General features: G+C 65.1%; 21 protein-coding genes and 1 pseudogene. 6 read left to right on the forward strand and 16 right to left on the reverse strand.

What is annotated here, in order from left to right:
• Positions 1-10 precede the first annotated feature (10 nt).
• From ACRQ5J_RS08130 to ACRQ5J_RS08190, 13 genes and pseudogenes are all read right to left on the reverse strand, one after another.
• Positions 11-1,036, reverse strand: a complete 1,026-nt coding sequence (locus tag ACRQ5J_RS08130; protein ID WP_432383610.1) for a type II secretion system F family protein — start codon at positions 1,034-1,036, stop codon at positions 11-13.
• Positions 1,009-2,572: pseudogene (locus tag ACRQ5J_RS08135) on the reverse strand (ATPase, T2SS/T4P/T4SS family); the annotation flags it as partial. The gene ACRQ5J_RS08130 and the pseudogene ACRQ5J_RS08135, both read right to left, overlap by 28 nt.
• Positions 2,559-3,959, reverse strand: coding sequence for a type II and III secretion system protein family protein (locus ACRQ5J_RS08140; protein ID WP_432382456.1), 1,401 nt, complete (start codon positions 3,957-3,959; stop codon positions 2,559-2,561). The pseudogene ACRQ5J_RS08135 and the gene ACRQ5J_RS08140, both read right to left, overlap by 14 nt.
• Before the next feature lie 28 nt (positions 3,960-3,987).
• Positions 3,988-5,010 carry a Flp pilus assembly protein CpaB gene (gene cpaB / locus ACRQ5J_RS08145; protein ID WP_432382458.1) on the reverse strand — a complete coding sequence of 341 codons (1,023 nt, stop codon included), beginning with the start codon at positions 5,008-5,010 and terminating at the stop codon, positions 3,988-3,990.
• Entirely contained in the window at positions 5,007-5,147 is a 141-nt protein-coding gene (locus ACRQ5J_RS08150; protein ID WP_432382460.1) for a hypothetical protein, read from the reverse strand. The genes cpaB and ACRQ5J_RS08150 overlap by 4 nt, the downstream gene beginning before the upstream one ends.
• Before the next feature lie 140 nt (positions 5,148-5,287).
• On the reverse strand, positions 5,288-5,956 hold the full coding sequence (locus tag ACRQ5J_RS08155) for a hypothetical protein (RefSeq protein WP_432382462.1): 669 nt from the start codon (positions 5,954-5,956) through the stop codon (positions 5,288-5,290).
• Positions 5,947-6,759, reverse strand: coding sequence for a hypothetical protein (locus ACRQ5J_RS08160; RefSeq protein ID WP_432382464.1), 813 nt, complete (start codon positions 6,757-6,759; stop codon positions 5,947-5,949). Before ACRQ5J_RS08160 ends, ACRQ5J_RS08155 begins: the two co-directional genes overlap by 10 nt.
• Positions 6,760-6,829: 70 nt before the next feature.
• Positions 6,830-7,528: a hypothetical protein gene (locus ACRQ5J_RS08165; protein WP_432382466.1), complete on the reverse strand. Its 699-nt coding sequence runs from the start codon at positions 7,526-7,528 to the stop codon at positions 6,830-6,832.
• Complete coding sequence (locus ACRQ5J_RS08170) at positions 7,513-8,079, reverse strand: hypothetical protein (RefSeq protein WP_432382468.1); 567 nt, start codon at positions 8,077-8,079, stop codon at positions 7,513-7,515. Before ACRQ5J_RS08170 ends, ACRQ5J_RS08165 begins: the two co-directional genes overlap by 16 nt.
• On the reverse strand, positions 8,010-8,441 hold the full coding sequence (locus ACRQ5J_RS08175) for a hypothetical protein (protein WP_432382470.1): 432 nt from the start codon (positions 8,439-8,441) through the stop codon (positions 8,010-8,012). The genes ACRQ5J_RS08170 and ACRQ5J_RS08175 overlap by 70 nt, the downstream gene beginning before the upstream one ends.
• A gap of 96 nt (positions 8,442-8,537) precedes the next feature.
• Entirely contained in the window at positions 8,538-8,858 is a 321-nt protein-coding gene (locus ACRQ5J_RS08180) for a pilus assembly protein TadG-related protein (RefSeq protein WP_432382471.1), read from the reverse strand.
• Between the two features lie 73 nt (positions 8,859-8,931).
• Positions 8,932-9,198, reverse strand: coding sequence for a Flp family type IVb pilin (locus ACRQ5J_RS08185; RefSeq protein WP_432382473.1), 267 nt, complete (start codon positions 9,196-9,198; stop codon positions 8,932-8,934).
• A gap of 281 nt (positions 9,199-9,479) precedes the next feature.
• A complete protein-coding gene (locus ACRQ5J_RS08190; RefSeq protein ID WP_432382475.1) occupies positions 9,480-9,719 on the reverse strand; it encodes a hypothetical protein in 240 nt (79 codons plus the stop codon).
• A 188-nt stretch (positions 9,720-9,907) separates the two neighbouring features.
• Between ACRQ5J_RS08190 and ACRQ5J_RS08195 the strand changes: the two genes are divergently transcribed.
• On the forward strand, positions 9,908-10,753 hold the full coding sequence (locus tag ACRQ5J_RS08195; RefSeq protein WP_432382476.1) for an OmpA family protein: 846 nt from the start codon (positions 9,908-9,910) through the stop codon (positions 10,751-10,753).
• Here ACRQ5J_RS08195 and ACRQ5J_RS08200 read toward each other — a convergent pair.
• Entirely contained in the window at positions 10,669-11,691 is a 1,023-nt protein-coding gene (locus tag ACRQ5J_RS08200; protein ID WP_432382478.1) for a glycosyl hydrolase, read from the reverse strand. The genes ACRQ5J_RS08195 and ACRQ5J_RS08200 overlap by 85 nt on opposite strands.
• Positions 11,692-11,789: 98 nt before the next feature.
• Between ACRQ5J_RS08200 and ACRQ5J_RS08205 the strand changes: the two genes are divergently transcribed.
• The 3 genes from ACRQ5J_RS08205 to ACRQ5J_RS08215 are packed head-to-tail and all read left to right on the forward strand — an operon-like array spanning position 11,790 to position 15,464.
• A complete protein-coding gene (locus tag ACRQ5J_RS08205) occupies positions 11,790-12,233 on the forward strand; it encodes an Rrf2 family transcriptional regulator (protein ID WP_432382480.1) in 444 nt (147 codons plus the stop codon).
• Positions 12,220-13,122, forward strand: coding sequence for an NAD(P)/FAD-dependent oxidoreductase (locus ACRQ5J_RS08210; RefSeq protein ID WP_432382482.1), 903 nt, complete (start codon positions 12,220-12,222; stop codon positions 13,120-13,122). Before ACRQ5J_RS08205 ends, ACRQ5J_RS08210 begins: the two co-directional genes overlap by 14 nt.
• Entirely contained in the window at positions 13,119-15,464 is a 2,346-nt protein-coding gene (locus ACRQ5J_RS08215; protein WP_432382483.1) for a winged helix-turn-helix domain-containing protein, read from the forward strand. The genes ACRQ5J_RS08210 and ACRQ5J_RS08215 overlap by 4 nt, the downstream gene beginning before the upstream one ends.
• Here the strand turns inward: ACRQ5J_RS08215 and ACRQ5J_RS08220 are convergent.
• Positions 15,435-16,622, reverse strand: a complete 1,188-nt coding sequence (locus tag ACRQ5J_RS08220; RefSeq protein ID WP_432382485.1) for an MFS transporter — start codon at positions 16,620-16,622, stop codon at positions 15,435-15,437. The two genes, ACRQ5J_RS08215 and ACRQ5J_RS08220, sit on opposite strands and share 30 nt — an antisense overlap.
• 191 nt (positions 16,623-16,813) lie before the next feature.
• A complete protein-coding gene (locus tag ACRQ5J_RS08225; protein WP_432382487.1) occupies positions 16,814-19,516 on the reverse strand; it encodes a TonB-dependent receptor in 2,703 nt (900 codons plus the stop codon).
• A gap of 367 nt (positions 19,517-19,883) precedes the next feature.
• Here ACRQ5J_RS08225 and ACRQ5J_RS08230 point away from each other — a divergent pair, with 367 nt between their 5' ends.
• Both ACRQ5J_RS08230 and ACRQ5J_RS08235 read left to right on the forward strand, forming a co-directional pair.
• Positions 19,884-20,624, forward strand: coding sequence for a GntR family transcriptional regulator (locus ACRQ5J_RS08230; protein WP_432382489.1), 741 nt, complete (start codon positions 19,884-19,886; stop codon positions 20,622-20,624).
• Positions 20,625-20,663: 39 nt separating this feature from the next.
• Positions 20,664-21,827: a glycoside hydrolase family 18 protein gene (locus tag ACRQ5J_RS08235; protein ID WP_432382491.1), complete on the forward strand. Its 1,164-nt coding sequence runs from the start codon at positions 20,664-20,666 to the stop codon at positions 21,825-21,827.
• The last annotated feature ends 77 nt before the right edge of the window (positions 21,828-21,904 follow it).

The raw sequence follows: 21,904 nt of genomic DNA on the forward strand, positions 1-21,904 counted from the left end.
AGACGCGCCCCTAGACGTCGATGTTGACGATTTTGCGTATCAGGACGAAGCCGGCCAGCAGCATCATCGCGATCACGCCCAGCACGGCGTAGCCGTACCAGGTGTTGAACAGCGGCGCCATGGCTTCCGGCTCCATCTCCGACAGCACCCACATCAGCAGCAGCGGCAGCGAGCCGACGATCCATCCCTGCAGCTTGCCCTGCGAAGTCAAGGCGTCGATCTTGTCTTCCATGGTCAGCTTGCGGCGCATGGTTTCGGCCAGGCGTTCCAGCGACTCGGTCAGGTTGCCGCCCACCTCGCGCGCAATGCGCATGCAGGTGGTAAACATGGTGTACTCCTGCGAGCGCACGCGCTGCTCCAGCCCTTCAAGCACTTCGTCCATCGCCACCCCCATGCGTAGCTCGCGCACCACCAGGCCGAACTCCTGGCGCGACGGCAGCGGCAACTGGTCGGCCAGCAGGCCTAGCGCCTGCTGCAGGCTCAGGCCCGAGCGCAGCGCGCCCACCAGCGCGTCCAGGGTGTCGGGCAACTGCCGTATCATGGCCTTGCGGCGCTTGATGTTCAGGCGCTTGTGAATGTACTTGGGGCCGAGCAGGCAGGCCGCCGCCGCCAGCCCGGCCAGCAGTGGATTGCCGGTCAACAGCAGCAGCGCCAGCGTCACCACCAGCATCGCCGCCAGGCTCACCCGGGTCAGCTGGCGCGCTTCCATGAAGATGAACATTTCCGACAGGGCGGTACGCGTTTGCTCCAGCACGTTCTGGCGGTAATTCTGGGCGAAGCGCCGGCCCAGCGTCCACAGCGCCAGGCTGGCCATCACCACGCACAGGGCAAAGCCCAGCGCCAGCAGGGTGGGCAGCATGCCGTCAGCCATGGACGCCCCCTTGTCGGTACGGCCGAACAGCGACATGTCGACCGGCACGCCCTGCTCGCGCAGGTTTTCGTAAAAGCTAGGAACGTAACCGGAAGGCATGAATTGGCCGCGCACCTTGCCGTCTTCGTAGAAACCGTGGCGCTGGAAGCGGAAGATCTCCTGCATCTGGATCACACCACCCTCCATGCCGGTGATCTCGGTGATGCTGGTGACCTTGCGCGTGCCGCAGGCATAGCGGGTCTGCTGCACCACGATCTGCACGGCAGCGGCGATCTGCTCGCGGATGGCCGCCGCCGGCAAGTCCATGCCCGCCATCATCACCATCACCTCCAGGCGCGACAGCATGTCGCGCGGGGTATTGGCGTGGGCCGTGGTGAGCGAGCCGTCGTGGCCGGTGTTCATGGCTTGCAGCATGTCGAGCGCCTCGCCGCCGCGGCACTCGCCGATGACGATGCGGTCCGGCCGCATGCGCAGCGCGTTCTTGACCAGTTCGCGGATCGTAATCTGGCCGCGTCCCTCCACGTTGGGCGGGCGCGCCTCCAGCGTCACCAGGTTGTCGTGGTACAGCTTCAGTTCAGCCGCATCCTCGATGGTGACGATGCGCTCCTGCGCCGGAATCAGGTTGGAAATCACGTTGAGCAGCGTGGTCTTGCCCGAGCCGGTACCGCCCGAGATCACGATGTTCTTCTTCTGCTCCACGCAGATGCGCAGGAACGCCACCATGCCAGGGTCCAGCGTGCCGTAGGCAACCAGGTCCTCCACCTGCAAGCGGCGCTTGGCGAATTTGCGGATCGAGATGGTCGGTCCCTTGAGCGCAATCGGGCGTATCACGATATTGACACGCGAGCCGTCCTTCAGGCGCGCGTCGCACAGCGGCGAGGACTCGTCGACGCGGCGCCCGATCGGCGAGACGATGCGCTCGATCACGCCCATCAGCGCCTTCTCGCTGCTGAAGGCAATACTTGAGCGGGCGGTGCGGCCGGCCCGCTCGATGAAGATGTCGTCGGCGCCGTTGACCATGATTTCAGTCACGCTGTCGTCGGCAAGCAGGCTCTCCAGCACCCCCAGGCCGACCGCCTCGTCCAGCACGAAGCGCGCCAGTTCTTCGCGATCAAGCTCCTCGCCCAGCTCCAGCCTGGGCATCAATTCGTCGATCAGCTTGTGCGCTACCAAGCGCAGTTCGGCATCGCCCATGCGGGTGACATCCCGGCGCCGCAGGTCGAGTGTCTGGATCAGTTCCGCATGCACCAGGCCGGCCGCCTGGGAAAGCGCCTGCTGGCGCGCCCGTTCGGCCTCGCTGGCTGCGCCCTGGGCGGCGGCGTGGCTGCTGGGCGGGTCGCTGGCGGCGGCGCGATCGTTGAAACCGGCCGCCGGCGCGGACACAGCGGCGGCGGGCTGGCCGCCATGCGCAACTTCGCGCGCCGGTTCGCCCAGGGCCTTGACCCGCATCAGCTTGCCGCCGATGGCGATATTGTCGTCCACCCGCAGCGGACCGTAGCGCACGATGCGCTCGCCGTTGACGAACACGCCTGACAGCGAGGCCAGGTCGGTGGCGCTGACGCTGCCATCCGGCTCGCGCGCCAGGCGCAGTGCGCGCTTGCCTGCCGCCGCGCCCAGCGGCAGCGGCGAATCGGCTTGCGCGCCGAGCACGGCGGCTTCCTCCAGCACGCAATCGGCGCCTTCATATTCAAGGGTGATCATGGCTTACTCCGTCACGCTCAGGGTGGCGCGCGGCGTGGCGCCAAGCTGGTGCTCGCGCATCTTGCGTTCGATGTCGTACAGCTTGTCCTTGTTTTACATCTTCCGGGTCGCGCGCCTGCGGCGTGGCCTGCACCAGGCGCGGCGTGATGATGATGGCCACATCGCGCTGGGTTTTCTCGCTCTGCTTATTGCGGAACAGACCGCCGACCAGCGGCACGTCGCCGAAGCCAGGCACCTTCTGCTTGTCGCCGGTGGCCTCGTAGGCGTACAGCCCGTTGAGCACCACGGTCTCGCCGTCGCGCGAATTGAATTCGGCGCTGGAGCGGCGCTTGAGCAGACCCGGTATGCCGTTGACGGCGACCGCGCGGTCTATGCTGCTGACCTCGATATCCACCTTGGCGTAGATGGCGCCAGTCTTGTCGGTCACCGGCGTCACTTCAAGGATGATGCCGTACTCCTTGAACTCGACCGTCATCGCGCCCAGGCCGTTGGAGACGGGCAGCGGGATTTCCCCGCCGGTGATGAAGCGCGCCTTCGAGCCGCTGCGCGTGCTCAGGCTGGGCGCGGCCAGCATCTGGGCGTCGCCGTCCTGCACCAGCAGATTGATGCGCGAGGTGATGGTCGAGGCCAGCGTGATGAAGCCCTTCGGCGGCCAGACCTTGTTGGGCAGGCCGGGGCCGATCTCGAAACCGGCGTCGGCCGGGTTGGGGATGTAGCGGAAGGTGTTGTTGCCGGCGATGTCGGCGATCAGGCCGGCGGCCGGGCCGTTGATGGACGAGTCCCAGGCGATGCCCAGGTCGCGCGAACCGCGCTTGGTCAGCTCGACCACCTTGACGTCCAGGTGCACCATCTGCTCCCAGCCGATCTTGCCGATGAAATTGACCACCTGGTCCGGGTACATCTTCTGGATTGCCTGGGCCCGTTCCTGGTTGGTGTCGCTGACCATCTCGCCTTCCAGCACAATGCGCGAGCCGGCAATGCGGGCGTGCACGTTTTCCACCGAACCAAGCAGGCGGTTGACGTCGTCCAGCGTGCGCTTCAGGTCGGCCGCCAGCACCCGCACCACCAGCTCGCGCTGGACGCCGTCCTTGAGCCACAGGTGTAGCGTGGTGGTGCCGGGCGCCTCGGCCAGGATCAGCAGCTGGTTGGCCGCCACGGCGGAGGCGGAAATCACCTTGCCGTCGCCGATGGCGATGCGGGCTGCTGTCAGCGGCAGCACGCGCGCCTCGCCGGCAAACAATTCCAGCTGGTCGGGAATGGCCGGGCTTGCGGCCGGGAAGGCGGCCGCTGGCGCCGCAACCGGCGCCGCCACCAGGCGCGCGTGCGGCAACATGGCCAGGCACAGTGCCAGGCAGGCGCTGTGGTACAGGGTAGGAAGCATTTTCATGTTGTGGGTTGGGAGTGCTGGAGTGGGTTCAGGGTTTGGTGGTCAACATATAGGTGGGACGGCTGGCCGGCGCCGCCGGCGCGATGCCGAGCCGGCTCTGGACGTCGGCGGCGCTGGGTGCCGGCTTGGCTGCTGGGGCGGGCGTGGCAGCCATCTGTGGCGCCAGGCTGGCCAGCAGCGTCTTGCCGACCTCGGCCTGCACCTTCTCGGCGCTGCCGCTGCCGCCGATGATCATCTCTATCTGGTTGCCGGCCGCAGCGCTGGGCGCGGCCACCACCTGCTTGAAGCCGACTTCGTCGAGCAGCTGGTGGGGCGGTACCGGCGCCTTGTCGTCGGGATTGCGCAGCACAGCCGTCAGCTGGCCCAGCTTCTGGCCCAGCAGCACCTGCTCGGCCTGGGCCGGCGGCAGTTTCAGCGTCACGGTGGTGAAGTCCACTGCCACCTCGCGCGCCTGGCCGTCGGCGTCCTGCACGGTGCGCTTCTGGGTGGTTTTGCCGGTGGCGATCACCGGTACCGACTGCAGCAGGGCCCGCACATGCAGCATTTCCTTGCCGCCGGCGCCGTAGGAGTTGGCGGTGCGGCCGGGGCCGGTAAACATCAGGTCGATAATGTCGCCCGGCACCAGCATGCCGGAAATGGAGCTGATCTCGTCGACCGGGAAGGTGATGGCGCGCTCGCCTTTTTCCACCGTGGTGGACAGCGCCGCGCGGTCCATCCGTTCCAGCGCGCCACGGTCGATCGGGTCGCCCGGCTTCATGGGCACCATCAGCTTCTGGCCGGCCACCTGTTCCAGGTCGTCCGGCACCAGCGCCGTGCTCGACAGGTAGCGCTGCGGGATCGAGCGCACCGCCAGATTCTCCTCGGACAGCGGGGCGCCGGCCGGGATCTCGGTCTTGGCGACGATCACCTGCTTTTTCTCATAAGAGTTGATCAGCTTTTGCTCGGCGTTGGAGAGGTAGCTGCGGAAATAATGCTGGGCGCCGATGAAGCACAGCGCGCCCAGGGCGATGGCGCCGCCCAGCAGCAGCGTGTTCTTGGATATTTTTTTCACGGGGTCACCACGCACTCAGAACACGGACACGAGCAGGCTGTAGGCGCGGAAAAGCTGCGCACCGCGCGCGCCAGGTATTCCGCCAGCGGCATATTGTTGCTCAGCGCGTGCGGCACCAGCATGATCAGCGCCACCACGGTGGTGACCAGCAGGTATTCGATGATGGCCTGGCCGTGCTGGCGCAGGGGAGGGGCGGAGTGGTCATGATGTTCCTAATTGAATGATCATTTATGGTAATAATTTCGGCGCACGCATCATCCGCTGATGCGGCGCCGGCCTAGCGCTTGCGTATCAGGGTGTTCATCATCAGCATGGCGCCATCGCGCTGCGCGCTCACGGTAGCGTCGAACTGCTGTTCGCCGCGGTTGGCGGCCAGCAGCACGCCATCGGCCGACTTCTGCAGTGTGTGGCGGGTCCAGCCGCGCGCGCGCAGCGCCGCCTCCAGCGCCTGGGCGCTGGCCTCGACTGAACGGCTGGAAAAGGCAATCACCTGCTGCGACTGCTTTCCCTGGTCAGTCGAGTCGATCACCGACACTGCCGTCATGGCGGCCGGCAGCGGCACGGCCAGGCTAGGCTCGCGGCGCAGCTGCGGCGAGGTCAGCGCAACCATGCCTTCCAGTCCGGCGCCGGCCTGGCGCACCTGGAAGCTGCGGTGCTCGGGGCCAAGGGTCTGGTTCAGCACGGTCCAGCCGGCCACCTGGCTGCGGCTGACGCTGCCGCGCACATGGCCACGCTCCCAGCTGTCCTGCACCTGCTGCAGCAATGCCTCGGCCTGCAGCGTGGTGTTGAAGCGGCGCATCTGCATCGGGACGCCGTTGACCACCATCGCGTCGCCCAGCGGCGCCAGCGCCAGGCTGTCGGGAAGATCCTGCCAGCCGGCTGTGGCGGCTGCCGGCAGCGCTGCCAGCAGCGCGCCCAGCACCAAGGGACGGCGTGCTAGTAACATGGTCCGGCCCCGTTGTAGGCTGCCAGGTTGCGCGGCTGGCGCAGGCGGTCGGCCGGCACGATGTCGGGGCAGATCCGGCCCAGCGCCAGTTCGCGCATGTCCGGCTCGATCACCGACACGACCGTGGTGAGTGCCCCGATCACGCCGCGGATGTCGTCCAGGCGCCCGGCTGCGACGTAGGCGCGGCTGCGCTCGGCCGCCTGGCGGGAATTGGCCGCATCCCATTGCTCGGTGACCACCGAGGCGCTTTCCTTCAGCTTCAGGTTGAACTTGTTCCATGGCGCCGGCAGCGACGCCACGTTGGCTACCGCCACGCTGACGGTGCTGGTATTCACGCCGCCCGCTGGCAAAGGCTCGCCGCCGGTCAGCGCGCCCAGCGCCGGCCCCAGGCTGCCGGCCACGCTGCCGACGGCAGCGGCGGCCTTGCCTGGCAAGCCGCCGGCAGACATGCCCAGCTGCACGTCACGCGGGCGGGCGATCAGGCGGGCGTTGCCGGCGTGATCGCGCCACACGGCGCTTTGCGCACCCCAGCTGTCGCTGGCGGCCTTGCTGTCGGTGTGCTTGTAGGCGTCACGGTTCCAGCTGAAAAGGCGGGCGCGCAACTGGTTGCCCAACTGCGCGTCGCTGAGCTGGGCGCTGCTTTGCGCGGTGCGCTCCCAGGCCGCATAGCGCGCGGCCTGAATGGTGGTGGCTTGCAGGTCGTGAAACTTGCCCAGGTACCAGATGCCGAGGAACAGCAGGCCGCAGATCCCGACCACCACCACCAGTTCAACCATGGCCTGGCCCCTGGCGAGGCGGGCCATCAGTGCGCTCCCGGCTCGGCGAAGGCGTTGGCCGGCAGCTTCCCGCCGACGCTGGCGCGCTCCACTTCGGTCACCAGCTCGGTGTCTGCCAGCGGACTTTTTTGCGCGCGTAGGCGACGATGGCGCGGCCGTCGATGTTGGACAGGATAGCGCCCTTGGTGTCGAGGATGCACATCTCTTTCATGCTAGGCAGGAAGCCGGGGCTGCCCGGCGCCATGCACTTGTAAGCGCGTCCGCCGATCTGCTTGGCCACGCTGTAGATCTCGGCCGCGCCCTGGTCGGGGCCGGCCGCCGGCTGCGGTTCGTTGTCCCGCACCTCCCGTTCGCCCTCGGCGGAGACGCCAATATAGCGGCTGCGCTCCGGGCTGCCAACGGTGGTGCTGCTGCTGTAGGCGATCTGGGTGGCACAGCCGTTTTGCGGGGTGGCCAGGTGGCTGGCGAGGGTATAGAGCTCTTCCTGTTCAAAGAAGCGGTGCCCGTCGCTGCGATAGGTCGTGCGTATCATCACATAATCCTTGGGCAGCGTGACCAGCGGCTTGACTGCCACACCGCTGGCCTTGGCTGCCGCAGCGCACATCTGGTAGGCCGCGCGCGCGATGGCGGTTTCCTTTTCCACCGAGACCGGCCTGGTGGCGATCACCAGTTCGTAGCTTTGCCCGGCCTTGCCTTGGGCCGCTCGGTCCGCCCCGCCGGCGTTCGATTCGCTGCACGCCGCCAACATCATCGCGGCAGCGCCCGCCACTACACCCGCCATTATTTTGAAACGCATGTTCCAGCTCCTCCTAATAAAGCATTAATTGACGGCAGTCCCTTGGCGGTATCGGCGGTGATACGCGCGTCGCGGCTGTCGGTGGCCATGAAGGCGTGCCAGTAGGGATTGAACAGGCCGGCCTTTTCGCCGGCGCCATCGCTGCGTGCCACCGGCCGCTCGAAGGCCACGCAGGCCTCAGCCATGGCGTACACGCCGGCGTCCTTCCCCTGGTATTGCGGGTCCTGCTCGATTACTGCGCCGTTCAGCAAGGCTGTTTGGGCGCGCCCGGCGCTGCGCGCGGTGGCGATGTTGGCGCCGGCCACCACCACTTCAATGGCGAAGGGCAGGCGCGGATCGGTCTTTTGCAATTGCGGTGCTTCCAGGTCGCGGTAGCCAGGGAAGCGCAGCTGGATATTCTTGGCATACTTGCTGCTGTTGGCGGCGCTGCGCGCGTTGCGCCCATCCTGGTGGTTCCACTCGTTGATCTGGCCGTGGCTGCCTATGCCGGTGGCTTGATTGTTGCCATAGGCCTGGGCGCCCCCCAGGCAATCGGGGCCTTGACCTTCCACTCGCCCTTGAGCGGATTCCAGACTGTGCGCAGCTCCAGCGAGTCCAGTCCCTTCCACGCGTCGTAGTCGATCAGGTCGGTGCCGCCCTGCTTGCGCAATTCAAACACCCACGGCAGGCCGGCCTTCCAGTCGCGCTCCTGCACAAAGCCGTCGCGCGAGTTGAGTGTGACCTCGCGCAGGCGCACGCGCTGGTCGCTATTGCCCATATTGCGCCGCCCAGCGCTGTAGTTGCGGGTAAAACCGGCCCAGTCGCGCAGGTTGAGCGCCACCAGCGCCTTGCCGCCTATGCTCACCGACGCACCGTTCTGCTGGGCCACATTGAAGGCCAGTTCCTCGGCCGCCAGCGGCGCCAGGGCTGTCAAAGGTGATCTGCGCCGCGTGCTCAGCGTTGCTCAGGCCGCGCATGCCCAGTTCGGCTATCGGCAACAAATCCTGCATGCTGCGATCGACCTGGCTTATCACCTGTTTGACCGCATTGACCTCAAGCGCGATGGGGGCACGAACTTGGCAATCATATTGATGTTGCTTACCAGCTTGTCGAGATACCCGACCCAGGAACGCAGGCTGACCGACTGGGCGATTGTCACTTCGTTGACCACCATCGCCCGGTTCATATAGGCCTGGAAATTCAGATTGCGTGCCTGCCAGACCGCGCCGCTGTAAGCGGCGGCATCGGCAGCGTTCATGGCACGCATCTTGGCATTGGTAACCTGGCCCGAGTTAAAAGCGACCAGCATCATGCCTATCATGGCGGCGGCGAAGCCGAGGAACAGCACCATCGATTGTCCTTGTTGCCGGTGAACGTACAAAGCCATCGCCCGCTCCATGTCCGTAGTGATACGCAGTGCCCGATTACTTGGCGGTGGTAGCGCTTTCGAAGTCTTTGAGGCCCTTGGTCTTGGCGCGCGAGTTCGAATCATTGCCGCCAGTGTCAGCCAGGGTACGGGCGCCGCCACTGGCCTGGCCTGCCAAGGTGGATGCTGCGATCGAGGTCTGGCCGCGCACCACGTCGCCGAAGGCGGTGTAGACGCCGACTGCGCCAATGGCGATCAGCGCCACGATAATGATGTATTCGGTCATGCCTTGGCCGCGCTGCGATTTCAGGGAAAGACGTTTCATATTGACTCCTTGAGGTGGTTGGATTGCTTGCGGTAGAGAGGGTTGAAACTACGTCGGCTGCGCAGCCAAGGCGAATCTTAAGACTGACTGAAGAGTGCGATAAAGCGTTTTTTTCAGTTCATTTCCCTATAAAAATTTCCTATTTGTATCGAACGCACCCCTCAAAAATGTCTACGGTAAACTTCGCCACTTTTGTTTTTGTTGCATCATTTCCTGATGTTAATATATTATCTTTCTCAGGAGATATGCTCGTAGCAGGCAGTAATTTTTTGGGAAAACTATTAACTAGCAGCTTGCTCGTCATGACAATGCTGTAAATCGTTGTTTTTAATGAATCTGTTTTCTATGCTGGCCAAAGAAAGCGGACCTGGGCATTGCTTGGGGCAGGCTGAAAACGCAGCAGTGTGAGTATTGATTAGTATTGCGAGGAAAATTTTCTCGATATAAATAAAATAATTTTTATTTGTTGTTTTTTTAATACGCCGCAGGCGCCCACTTTTATGCAGGAGTATCGATTTCATGTCCTATAAAACGCTGGTAGTGCTCACTATGTCGTGCCTGGCGCTGGCTGCCTGCCAAAAAAGCCGAGCCGGAGGCTGCCCCGTCCGCCGCCGCAGTTGCTGCGTCCACCACAGCACCTGCTTCGCCGGCGCCCGCAGCGCCCGCCGCCGCACCCGCCGCCACACCAGCCGCCTTCGATCCGGCCAGCGTGCCACTGTCGAGCGCGCAACTGCCGCCGTTTCCATATTTCGACTGGCCTGCAGCGGTGCAGGCCGGTGGCAAGAACCAGGTGGTCGATGCTGAATTCGAGCGCGGCTACATCGCCATCGGCCAGCAATTGCGGCCGGTGGAAGGGCGTATCAATGTGCGCTCGTTTTATCATTCCGACGCCAAGCTCAGCGAGCTGGCGTCGCTACGCAACTATGAGAATGTCATCACGGCGCTGGGCGGCGTCAAGCTGCCGGCCGCCGATCCGTCCAGCGACGCCTTCATCCAGGCCAATGGAGGCGAGCGCTACAAGATCGAGCGCACCTTCCTGCACCTGCCGGATATCCGCTACAACTACAGCGCCTACCTGATACGCCGGCCCGACACCAACATCTGGGTCAGCCTGGGCATCAGCGACTCGCGCACACTGATCAGCGTGATCCAGGAAAAAGCCATGAGCCAGAGCGTGGCCCTGATCTCGGCCGACGACATGGCGCGCGAACTCGGCGCCAAGGGCCGGGTGGCGCTGTACATCAACTTCGATGTAGACAAGGCCACGCTGCGCGACGATGGTATGCCGGTGGTGGCGGAAATCGACAAGCTGCTGCGGGCCCAGCCAGATCTCAAGCTTGCCATCGAGGGCCATACCGACAATAGCGGCAACGCCCAGCACAACAAGGACTTGTCGCGCCAGCGCGCCGAGGCCGTGCTGGCCAGGCTGGCTGGCGGCGGCATCGACAAGGCGCGCCTGTCGGCCGCCGGTTATGGCGCGGAAAAGCCGCTGGCCGACAACGGCAGCGAGGAAGGGCGCGCCAAGAACCGGCGCGTGGAACTGGTCAAGCGCTGACGCGTTTCAAAACTTTGGCAGGCGGTCCAGCGTGATGACGCGTGGGTCGTTATAGACCCTGCGCTTGTGGGCGTTGGTGTTGTGGTGTTCGCCGGTCCAGAAGTTGTCGGGGAGGTAACGCCGGCGGGGCCGGCGCTATCGTTCCAGACCAGGAACCACAGCCACCATTCGCCATCGGCCGCGCTTTGGGCGGGATCGGGGATGTGGCTGGTTTCGGTGAGTGCGACCGGCTTGCCGTGCTGCCGGGTTTTGCGATACGCCTCGCTGTAATTGTTTTCGTAGACGTCGTAGCCGGTGATGTCCACCACGTCATCGCCCGGATACCAGGCCGGGTCCTGGCCATTCCATACCCAGATCAGATTGCGCAAGCCATGCTTGTGCGTCAGGCGCTCGTGCATGTGGCGCCATAACGCGATATAGCCCTCGCGCGACGTGCCCCACCAGAACCAGCCGCCGGCCGCCTCGTGCAAAGGGCGCCACAGCACCGGCACGCCGGCATCCTGCAAGCGCTTGAGTTCCAGCGCGATGCGGTCGATGGCCGGATCGATGTCGCTCCAGTCTTCCACCGGCAGCTTGAATGGCGTCTTCCTGGTATAGAACTCGCCGTTCTGCATGCGCCAGTGCCAGTGAAAACTCACCAGCCCACCTTTGCGCGCCCAGGCGATGGCTTCCTCGGTCTGGTGGCGGCCATCGGCTTCGGTGGCGTCGTAATAGTTCATGAAATCGTAGCCCATCAGCGCCGGGTATTTGCCGGTGTCGTCGTGCACGCGTTCGGCCATGTCGATGCTGTCCTTCCACGTCAGGTCCGCCTGGCCGGCGATGATGTTCTTGCCCCAGATGCCGCGCAGGTAGTCGTAGACGGCCTGGGTGCGCGCATCGCGTGGCGTGGCGCCGGCGGTGGTGAGGGCGAAAGCGAGGAGGAGGGCGAGGTATCTCATGCATTCAATGTACCGCCGCCGCGTGCCGCCTGCAATGGCGCAGCTTCAGTTTAGCGTGTTGCGTGCACGTTGTGCGATTATGTACTATCATTAGTTACATGAGACGAGACAGCAAACTTTCCTCCATCCTGCACGTGCTGCTGCATATGGCGCATGGCGACAGGCCGTTCACCTCCGACGAACTGGCGGGCTTCCTCGGCACCAATCCGGTGCTGGTGCGGCGCGTGCTGGCGGGTTTGCGCGAGCGCGGCTACGTCGGCTCCGGCAAGGGCCATGGCGGCGGCTGGAGCATCACCTGCGACCTGCGCAAAGTGACGCTGCACGATATCTACCAGGCGGTCGGCTCGCCGACCGTGTTCGCGATGGGGAACCGCGTCGAGCAGCCGCAATGCCTGGTGGAGCGTGCTGTCAACGAGGCGCTAGGCAGCGCCTTCGACGAGGCCGAGGCATTGCTGATCTCGCGCTTCAAGGACGTCACGCTGGCGGAGCTGTCGGCCAGTTTCAACACCCACCACAAAGGAGTACACCATGCGCACCGCTGAATTTGACGTGATCGTAGTAGGCGGCAGCTATGCCGGATTGTCGGCAGCCACACAACTGGCGCGCGCCCGCCGCCGTGTGCTGGTGATCGACGCCGGCCAGCGCCGCAACCGGTATGCCCGGCATTCGCATGGCTTCCTTGGCCAGGATGGCAGCGAAGGCGCGGCCATCGCCGCCGAAGGGCGCGCACAGCTGATGAAGTATCCGACCGTGCGCTGGCAGGAGGGCGCGGCCACGCAGGCGACGCCGCACGACGGCGGCTTCCGCGTTACGCTGGCCGACGGCAGCGCGCACCACGCGCAGCGGCTGGTGCTGGCTACCGGCATGGCCGACGAGCTGCCGTCGATTCCGGGCCTGGCCGAACGCTGGGGCAGCAGCGTGTTCCACTGCCCGTACTGCCACGGCTACGAACTGAATCAGGGCCGCATTGGCGTGCTGGCCACCAGCCCGCATTCCTTTCATCATGCGATGATGCTGCCTGATTGGGGCACTGTCACGCTCTTCCTCAACGGGGCGTTCGAGCCGGATGCGGAGCAGCTGGGCAAGCTGGCGGCGCGCGGCGTCGCGATCGAGCGCACGCCGGTGCGCGCGGTCAGCGGCACCGCCACAGTGGCCTTGCAGGACGGCCGCGCGACGGAACTGGACGGCCTGTTTGTGCTGAGCCGCCTGCACAGCGCCAGCCCGCTGGCCGAAGCGCTGGGATGCGAGATGGAAGAAGGGCCGATGGGCCGCTACGTCCGTACTGATATGATGAAGGCTACCAGCGTACCCGGCGTGTACGCCGCCGGCGATGCCGCGCGCATGGCCGGCAGCGTCGCCTTTGCGGTGGCCGACGGCGCCATGGCCGGTGCGGCCTCCCATCAATCATTGATCTTCGGTTTGCCTACATGAGTCTTCGCGACGACCGCAGCGCCGCCTTCGGGCGCTACCAGATTTTCCCCGAGCTGCGCGTGCTGCTGCGGGACGGGGAGAAAATCGACCTCGGGCCGCGCGCGTTCGACGTGCTGTGGATGCTGGTGGAGGCCAACGGCGCGGTGGTCGGCAAGGATGAGTTGATCGCCCGCGTGTGGGGCGGCGCCATCGTCGAGGAAAACAATCTGCAGGCGCAGATGTCGGCCATCCGCAAGGCGCTGGGCACGGACCGCGACATGATTTCGACGGAGTTCGGCAAGGGCTATGCGCTGTCGGCCGGCAGGCAGGAGCGCAGCGCGCCGCAGCCGGATTTCCCGCATCCGGTAACCTCGCTGGTGGGGCGCGCCGGCGAGCTGGATGAGATCCAGCGCCTGGTCACCGAGCGCCGTTTCGTCACGCTGACCGGCCCCGGTGGCATCGGCAAGACGCGCCTGGCCATCGAGACGGGCCATCAACTGCGCGCGGCATTCGCGGATGGCGTCTACATGGCGGAGATGGCCAAGATCGCCGAGAGCGAACAGGTTCCGGCCGCCATTGAGGCCTGTCTGCTGCTGACGCAGGCGCAGCTGCGCACCAAGCGCCTGCTGCTCATCGTCGACAATTGCGAACACCTGGCCGAGCCGATTGCGGCGCAGGTGGAAGCGCTGCTGAACAACGCTCCCCGGCTGCACATACTGGTGACGGCGCAAGAGCCGCTGGATGCGGCGGGCGAGCATGTCTATCGTCTGGCGCCGCTGTCGGTGCCGCCGGCCGATATCCAATCCGCCGACGCGGCGCTGGCGCATGCGGCGGTGCGGCTGTTTGTCGAGCGGGTGGCGGCCGGCATGCATCAATTCGCGCTGGACGATGCGCTGGCGCGCGATGTCGGCGCCATCTGCCGCCAGCTGGACGGCATGCCGCTGGCGCTGGAGCTGGCCGCCGCGCGCGTGCCGGTGCTGGGCATCGCCGGTGTACTGGCGGGACTGAACGACAGGTTCAAGCTGCTGACCGCCGGCCGTCGTACCGCCTTGCCGCGCCAGCGCACGCTGCGCGCGACGGTCGACTGGAGCCACAATCTGCTCGACGAGGAGGAGCGCCGTCTGTTCCGCCGCCTTGCGGTATTTGCCGCCGGCTTCACCGCCGACGCGGCGCGCCATGTCGGCGCGCCGGAGCATGCGGAATCGTGGGATACCATCGATGTGCTGAGTAGCCTGGTCGCCAAGTCGCTGTTGCAGCCAGAGTTGAGCGGTCCTGTGCCGCGCTACCGCTTGCTGGAGACGATCCGCGTGTACGCGCTGGAGAAGCTGGCCGACAGCGACGAAGTGGCGGCGACGGCGCAGCGCCACGCGGCCTTCTTCGCGCAGCTGGCGCGACAGGCCTCCGACGATTGGCGCTTGAGCTATCAGGCCGACATCGACGATATCCGCGCCGCGCTGGATTGGGCGTTTTCGTCGGATGGCGACGAGCAAACCGGCATCGACATCCTTACCCACTCGGCGCCGTTCTGGAACCAGCTGTCGCTGCATGGCGAATGCCAGCGCTGGCTTACGCTGGTGCTGAACGGCGAAGGGCCGGCCATCGCGCCACGCCAGGAGATGGCGCTGCAGGTGTGCTACGGCACCTCGCTGGCGTGGGCGCGCGGTCCGGTCGATGAAACGCTGAAGGCGTGGACGCGCGCGCTCGACCTGGCGCATCAACTGTCGGACCTGGAGACGCAATTGCAGGCGCACTACGGCCTGTGGCTGTACAACCTGCGCTGCGAGCGCTACGCCGAATCGCTGGCGCATGCGAACCAGCTGGCGGACCTCGCGGGCGGCGCCGGCGATCAGGAAGCGTTTGTCGTCGGCCAGCGGCTGGCAGGCGTGGCGCAGCTGTTCATGGGCCAGCAGGACGAATCGCGCCAGCAGATCGAAGCATCGCTGCGCTGGTACGAGCAAGGCCGGCCGACGCAGCTATCGCGCTTCGGCATGGATCAACACGCGGCGGCGCTGGCGTATCTGGCGCGCGTGCTGTGGTTCCAGGGACATGCCGGCGAGGCGCTGGAAGCGGCAGCGGCGGCGGTGGAGCGGGCACGCGATATCGATCACGCCTGCTCGCTGTGCTGCGCGCTGGCGGAAGGCTGGTGCCTGGTGCACGCCTTGCATGGCGACGAGGTGGCGGTCGAGCAGGCCGCCGCCACGCTGATACGCACGGCGGCCAAGCACGGCCTGGGACTATGGGAGAGTTACGGCGATACGTTCGAGCGCTGGGTCGAGGCGCGCCGCGCCGGCGATGCGGATGCCGCCGCCGCTATCCTCGAGCGCCTGATCCACTCAGGCGCGCCGCCGGGACTGGGCGACTAGCGCCAGCAAGGCCAGCGTGATGCCCAGCGCGGACACGCCGGTCCAGCCGTAATCCTTCCACGCCAGCATGGCGCAGGCGGAACCCGCCGCGCCGCCGAGGAACATGCCGCCCATCAGGATGGCGTTCATGCGGCTGCGCATTTCAGGACGCAGCGCCTGGATGATGTGCTGGTTCGACACCTGCGCGCTCTGCGCGCCGAAGTCCAGCATCAGGATGCCGACCACCAGGCCGGCCACCATGCCCCATACGCCCAGCAGCAGCCACGAAATCACCATCACAAAGCAGGCGAAGCCGATCACCACGTGCGGGCCGCGACGGTCCGAAACCTTGCCGGCGATGGGCGCGAACAGCACGCCGGCCGCGCCGACAAAGCCGAACAGACCGGCCACTTGCGCGCTCAGATGGTATTGCCCGTCCAGGTGCAGCGTCAGGGTGGTCCACAGCGCGCTGAAGGAGCCGAACACGCAGGCCTGCACGATGGCGGCGCGGCGCAACGCCGGTTCCTCGCGCCAGATGCTGAACAGGGACGCGATCAGCGAAGCGTAGCTGTCCTTCGTCTTCGGCTGGTTGCGCGGCAGGATCTGCGACAGGATCGCGGTCATGATGACCGCCATGCCGATGCCGACCCAGAACATGGCGCGCCAGCCATAACGCTCGCCGATGGCGCCGGCCAGCACGCGGCCCAGCAGGATGCCGCACAGCAGGCCGCTCATCACGGTGCCAATGGTGGCGCCGCGCCGCTCGGGCGCCGACAGCTCGGCGGCGAACGGCAGGATCTGTTGCGTCACGCTGGTGACGACACCGAGCAGGATGGAGGCAGCCACCACCGACCACGCGTTCGGCGCCAGGGCCACGCCGGCCAGCGCCACGGTCAGGGCAATGTACTGCGAAAGAATGAGACGCCGGCGCTCAATGCGATCGCCGAGCGGCACAAGAAACAGCAAACCCAGGGCATAGCCAAGCTGGGTGACGGTCGGCACGAAGCCGATGATGGATTCCTGGCCGGGGAAGGCCGCTTGCATAATCACCAACAGCGGCTGGTTGTAGTAGATGTTGGCGACGGCGACACCGCAGGCCATCGCCATCATCAGCGTCATGCCGAAGCTGATGGAGGTGGATGACGGCAGCGTACCGTTGATGGATTGTGAATGATTCAACAACTGCTCCAGCTTGATCAAAGCGGGAGTGTGAGGCAGGGCGGGGAAAAGTCTTTGCCGCGAATTTTCAGAGGTCTGAAAGTGCAGTGCTGCGTCCGGGGAGAATATCCCGTCGTTCCCGCGCAGGCGGGAACCCATAGAACGCGTGCGTGCACGCTCAGCATGGATTCCCGCCTGCGCGGGAATGACGGTTAGTATTTGCCGTGCAGGGTCAGGTACACCTGGCGGCCGTTTTTGTACAGCGAGCCTGGCAGGTCCATCACGCCGCCGGTGTGGATCACCGAACGCACCATCGGGTTGTTCAGGTCCTTGCCGTCCAGGGTCACGCTGTAGTTCTCGGTGATCTGGTAAGCCAGCGACGCCGACAGCGTGCCGATCGACTGCTGGAAGGCCGCGCTGTTACGGCTGGTGCCGTTCAGGAAGCCCGAACGCCAGCTGTAGGTCAGGCGCGCGCTCAGCTTGTCCTGCTCGTAGAACAGGCCGACGTTGTAGGCGTTCTTCGAGGTGCCGATCAGCGTGCAGTCCGGGTAGTTCAGGTTACCGCACGGCGAGCCAGGCGCCTTGCCGGTTTCCTTGCCCAGCGTGTAGGTATAGTTGGCATTGATGCCGAAGCCCTTTGGCAGCTCCTGCACGTAGGCGAACTCCAGGCCCTTGACTTCCGCCGAGGTGTTGACCGGGGTGCTGACCTGGTACACCGTGTTCTTCTTCTGCAGCTGGTTGTAGAAGGTGGCGGTGCTGGAGCCGTAGGTCACGTAGCCGTCCAGCGACGAGTAGAAGGCGCCGGCCGACAGCATCGATTTGGGCGCGAAGTACCATTCGACGCCGAGGTCGAAGTTGCTGGCGCGGATAGGACGCAGGTTCGGGTTGCCGACGTTGCCGGTGCCCTGAACGTCGCGCAGGTCGACGCCGGCCATCATGCCCAGCTCCGGGCGCGCCATGGTGCGGCTGGTGCTGAAGCGCGCCACCAGGTCCTTGTGCAGGTCGAGGCGGAAGTTCGCGCTCGGCAGGAAGTCCAGATAGCTGTTGGAATAGCGTTTCGGCTCGAAGCCGCCCGATGGGCCGATCTCGTAGCGGTTCACTTCCTCGGTGGTGTGCACCACGCGCACGCCGAAGTTACCCGACAGGCTCTCGGTGCCGAAGTTGGCCATCACGAACACCGACTGGGTCGGTTCCTTGATGACGAATTCGTTCTGGCGCAGATTGCCCGAGTAGCTGCCGTACTTCGACAGCCAGCCGTTGACGGCGTCCTGCGAGAAGGTCCAGTAGCCGGCGCCGTTGGCGCCGATGTCCTTGAAGTCGTTCGGGAACGAGATCAGGCCGGACATCGGCAGGTTGGCCACCGAGTCCAGGCCGGGCAGCGCGTTGATGCCGATGGCGGTCAGGTCGCGCTTGTGCTCTGCCACGCGCGCGCCGAATTCCAGGCTGCTGACGGCGCCCCAGTCGGTGCGCAGGTTGCCGCTGACTTCACCGTAGGTTTCCTTGTCGTTGGCGGTGACGTGCGAGCCGTAGGTGTAAGGCGTTGCCTGATTGCCGCCGATGGAGAATTTATCGGCGCCCGGAATGTTGTAAATCACAGCCGAGCCGGCGTCCTTGATGGTGTAGCTGCCGCCGGTCCACGGCATCCATACGCCCAGCGCGCCGCTGACGGTGTTGCCGACGCCCTTGGTGGTGCCGATGCGGCCCTTCATGGTCAGCTGTTCGTTGACGCGCCACTTGGCGTCGATGTCGAAGAAGCGCGATTTGCTTTCCGCCACGGGGCGGCTGAATTCCTCCTGCACGGCGCTGGACATGGTGGCGCAGGCGGTGCAGTTGGCCGGCACGCCGCCGGTCAGCTGGGTGATGGCGCCGTTGCTGACGGTGCCGCTGACGGCGCCGGCCGGGAAGTTGGTGGTGGCCCACGACGGCGCCAGGAAGCGGCCCAGCGACGACATGAAGTTGTGGTTGATGTTAGGCGCATCCAGGTGCGAGCTGAAGGCGGTGACGTCGATCATCAGGTCGCGGTTAGGCTTGAACTGCACGTCGAGCAGGCCGCCCTTGCGGGTGCGTTCCTGCTCGAACCAGGCGGTGCCGCCGAGGTAGTTGGCCATGGCGCCGGCGGCGCCGGGAATCGCGTTGGCGGCCGGGCTGCCGGCTTCCGCGCGGTCGTACCAGATCTGGTTTTCCTGGCCGACGCGGCTCAGCTTGCGCTTCTGGTGGAAGCCTTGCACCAGCACGCCCAGCGTGCCTTCGTCGTTTTTCCACGCGACCATGCCGCTCAGTTGCGGGTCGGTCTTGCCGGCGTTGGACGAGTAGACGCCGCCGGCGCTCACCTGGGCGTTGAAGGTTTTCTTGAAATCCAGCGGCTTGCGGGTCTCGATATCGACCACGCCTTCGGCGCCGCCTTCGAGCAGGCTCGCTTGCGAGCCTTTGTGCACCGTCACGCGGCCGATCAGTTCGGAAGGGAATAGCGAGAAGCTGACGCTGCGGCCGCCGCCGATGATGTTGTCGGCGAACCAGTCGCCGCTCGACACGGTGTGGCCGTTGAGGGTGGTCAGGGTCAGGCCGAACGGCGTGCCGCGCAATGCCACGCGGTCATTCTCGCCGAACGAGCCTTCGCCGCCGCCGGCCGCCGCCACGCTAACGCCGGGCAGGCGTTGCAGCGAGTCGGCCACGTTCTTGTCCGGCATTTTGCCGACGTCTTCGGCGGTGATGACTTCGACCAGCGTGTCGGAATTACGCTTTTGGTTCAAGGACTGCTGCAGCGAAGCGCGGATGCCGGTGACCACCACTTCCTGTGGCGCCTCCTGTGCTTCCTGCGCCTGGGCGGAGATGGCCGCGCCCATGATCATCAGGCCGACCGCTGCCGCGATGGGTGTCAGTTTGGACTGTTTCGTGTTATTCGAATGGTGATACATATTCCCTCCCGTTGTTGAAGGCTCCGCCGAGCCCACTGATTGTTGATGTGTCGTCTGTCTTTTTTAAATCACGTTCAAAACCAATCCAACGCCAATATACTCGCGTTTTAATACCAGATCGCTACCACTTTAAAATTCTTTTTGTTATGTTGTATGCGGCATACAAAGTGACATTCTGACAATGCATCAATACCGGATTGATAGTGGTATGGAAAACCGCTGTGCACGTTTGCAACAGGCAGAGAGGCTTTACCTAAAGGGATTATGCCGAAGAAAAGATTTTATTTGGACTGCCGGGACGGAAGGTGCTGGATTGCTGGTATTTTGTTGGTATTATCGTCGCACAATGTCACCGTGGAGCGGGCCGATGACCTTACTGGTACATATCCGACAGCACCTCAATGAGACCAGTAAGCTGCCGCTTTATCAGCGATTGCAGCGCGCGCTGCGCTCGGCGATCGAGCAGCATTTGCTGCAACCGGAGGACGCCTTGCCGGCCGAGCGCCAGCTGGCGGCAGACCTGGCGATGTCGCGCATCACGGTGCGCAAGGCGATCGACGGCCTGGTGAGCGAGGGCGTGCTGGTGCGCCGGCCCGGCTCGGGCAATTTCATCAACACGCGCATCGAGAAAAATTTCGCCAGGCTGACCTCTTTTTCGGAAGACATGCGGGCGCGCGGGCGCACGCCGCGCAGCGTGTGGCTCAAGCGTTCCGAGGGCATGGTGACGCCGGACGAGGCGATGCGCCTGCGCCTCAGTCCCGGCTCCAGGGTGTACCGTTTCAACCGCATGCGTTATGCGGACGATGTGCCGATGTGCCTTGAATACGCGACCATCGTGGCGTCCTGCCTGCCGTCGCTGGAGTCGGTGGACGTGTCGATGTACGACGCGCTGGAAAAAACTGGCAACCGCCCGGTGCGCGCCTTGCAGCGCCTGTCGGCGCTGTTGCTGAATGCGGAGCAGGCCGCGCTGCTGCAGGCGAAGGAGGGCGATGCCGGCCTCGCCGTCGAGCGGCTGGGCTTTTTGCGCGACGGACGCGCGGTGGAATTCTGCCGCTCGTACTTCCGTGGCGATATGTATGACTTTGTGGCGGAACTCAATGCAAACTAAATTACTCCCCTGATCGCCGCGCTGGCGATCTCCCCGGCCATGGCGTCGGAAGTGATTGGCTATTATCCGGGCTGGAAGCATCAGGCCTATCCGGTGTCGTCGGTGGACGCCTCGAAGCTGACCATGGCGCTGTACGCGTTCGCGGACCTGTGCTGGGACGGCAAGCATGGCAACGCCGATCCATCGGTGAACGATGTGGCGCCGTGCCAGGAGCCGCTGAACGGCGCGCTGGCGTGGCGCAACGAGGGCGAGGACGGCGCCAACCTACGCGCGCTGGTGGCGCTGAAGCAGCGCAATCCGCGCTTCAAGGTGGTGCTGTCGGTCGGCGGGTGGGACTGGTCGAACCGCTTTTCGAATGTGGCGGCGTCGCCGGAGGCGCGGGCCAACTTCATCGCCTCGTCGCTGAAGACCATGCGCCGCTATGGGCTGGATGGCGTGGATCTGGACTGGGAATATCCGGGCGAAGCCGGCGTGCCTTGCGTGAAGGGCGAGGTGTGCGCGCGTGCGGAGGACCGGCAGAACTTCATCACCTGGGTGCGCGAGCTGCGCACGGCTTACGATGCGGCGGGTAAGCAGGATGGCAGGCATTACAGCATCACCATCGCGGCCGGCGCGAATGGCAATTACGTTGGCGATGGCGTGTGGCTGAAGGAGCTGGCGCGGCAGCTGGACTGGATCAATATCATGTCCTATGACTACCATTCGCCATGGGCCGGCAAGACCAGCGGTCATCATGCGGCGCTGTTTGCCGATCCGCAGGACCCGGTCACTTCCGGCGGCGGCCACGCGGCGCGTTCGGTGCAGCGCTATCTGGCGGCCGGCGTGGCGAAGGAGAAGCTGGTGCTGGGCGTGCCGTTTTATGGCTACGGCTGGAAGGGCTGCGCAGCGGGGCCACAGGGCGACGGCCAGTACCAGCAGTGCGAGGGCGGCGTGACCGACGGCGGCAGCGGCGGTCCTTCGTATGGCTACAATGTGCTGCTGCGGCGTGGCGAGGATTACAGGCGCTATCGCAATGCGGCGGCGCGGGTGCCGTTTATGTACAGCGCCACGGAGCGGGTGTGGATTTCGTATGAGGACCCGCAGTCATTGCGGGAGAAGGCCGGGTTTATCAAGCAGCAGGGCTTGCGTGGGGCGATGTTCTGGGAGCTGAGTGCGGATGGCGAGGGGGAACTGCTGAATACCTTGTCGTCGGCGATGAAATAACCCCCGTCGTCATTCCCGCGCAGGCGGGAATCCATACTGAGTTTGCCGTTGAGGCGTTCCATGGATTCCCGCCTTCG

The sequence above is a fragment of the Duganella sp. P38 genome, from assembly GCF_050859475.1.
Classification (GTDB): domain Bacteria; phylum Pseudomonadota; class Gammaproteobacteria; order Burkholderiales; family Burkholderiaceae_D; genus Rugamonas.

Excerpts from the sequence above, each read along its gene's own strand:
- ACRQ5J_RS08180 (WP_432382471.1), bottom strand. The coding sequence starts at position 8,858 with ATGGTGCTGTTCCTCGGCTTCGCCGCCGCCATGATAGGCATGATGCTG.
- ACRQ5J_RS08235 (WP_432382491.1), top strand. The coding sequence starts at position 20,664 with ATGGCGTCGGAAGTGATTGGCTATTATCCGGGCTGGAAGCATCAGGCC.
- ACRQ5J_RS08215 (WP_432382483.1), top strand. The coding sequence starts at position 13,119 with ATGAGTCTTCGCGACGACCGCAGCGCCGCCTTCGGGCGCTACCAGATT.
- ACRQ5J_RS08225 (WP_432382487.1), bottom strand. The coding sequence starts at position 19,516 with ATGTATCACCATTCGAATAACACGAAACAGTCCAAACTGACACCCATC.
- ACRQ5J_RS08155 (WP_432382462.1), bottom strand. The coding sequence starts at position 5,956 with ATGTTACTAGCACGCCGTCCCTTGGTGCTGGGCGCGCTGCTGGCAGCG.
- ACRQ5J_RS08230 (WP_432382489.1), top strand. The coding sequence starts at position 19,884 with ATGACCTTACTGGTACATATCCGACAGCACCTCAATGAGACCAGTAAG.
- ACRQ5J_RS08140 (WP_432382456.1), bottom strand. The coding sequence starts at position 3,959 with ATGAAAATGCTTCCTACCCTGTACCACAGCGCCTGCCTGGCACTGTGC.
- ACRQ5J_RS08130 (WP_432383610.1), bottom strand. The coding sequence starts at position 1,036 with ATGCAGGAGATCTTCCGCTTCCAGCGCCACGGTTTCTACGAAGACGGC.
- ACRQ5J_RS08200 (WP_432382478.1), bottom strand. The coding sequence starts at position 11,691 with ATGAGATACCTCGCCCTCCTCCTCGCTTTCGCCCTCACCACCGCCGGC.
- ACRQ5J_RS08205 (WP_432382480.1), top strand. The coding sequence starts at position 11,790 with ATGAGACGAGACAGCAAACTTTCCTCCATCCTGCACGTGCTGCTGCAT.
- ACRQ5J_RS08190 (WP_432382475.1), bottom strand. The coding sequence starts at position 9,719 with ATGAAATCGATACTCCTGCATAAAAGTGGGCGCCTGCGGCGTATTAAA.
- ACRQ5J_RS08210 (WP_432382482.1), top strand. The coding sequence starts at position 12,220 with ATGCGCACCGCTGAATTTGACGTGATCGTAGTAGGCGGCAGCTATGCC.
- ACRQ5J_RS08185 (WP_432382473.1), bottom strand. The coding sequence starts at position 9,198 with ATGAAACGTCTTTCCCTGAAATCGCAGCGCGGCCAAGGCATGACCGAA.
- ACRQ5J_RS08165 (WP_432382466.1), bottom strand. The coding sequence starts at position 7,528 with ATGCGTTTCAAAATAATGGCGGGTGTAGTGGCGGGCGCTGCCGCGATG.
- ACRQ5J_RS08160 (WP_432382464.1), bottom strand. The coding sequence starts at position 6,759 with ATGGCCCGCCTCGCCAGGGGCCAGGCCATGGTTGAACTGGTGGTGGTG.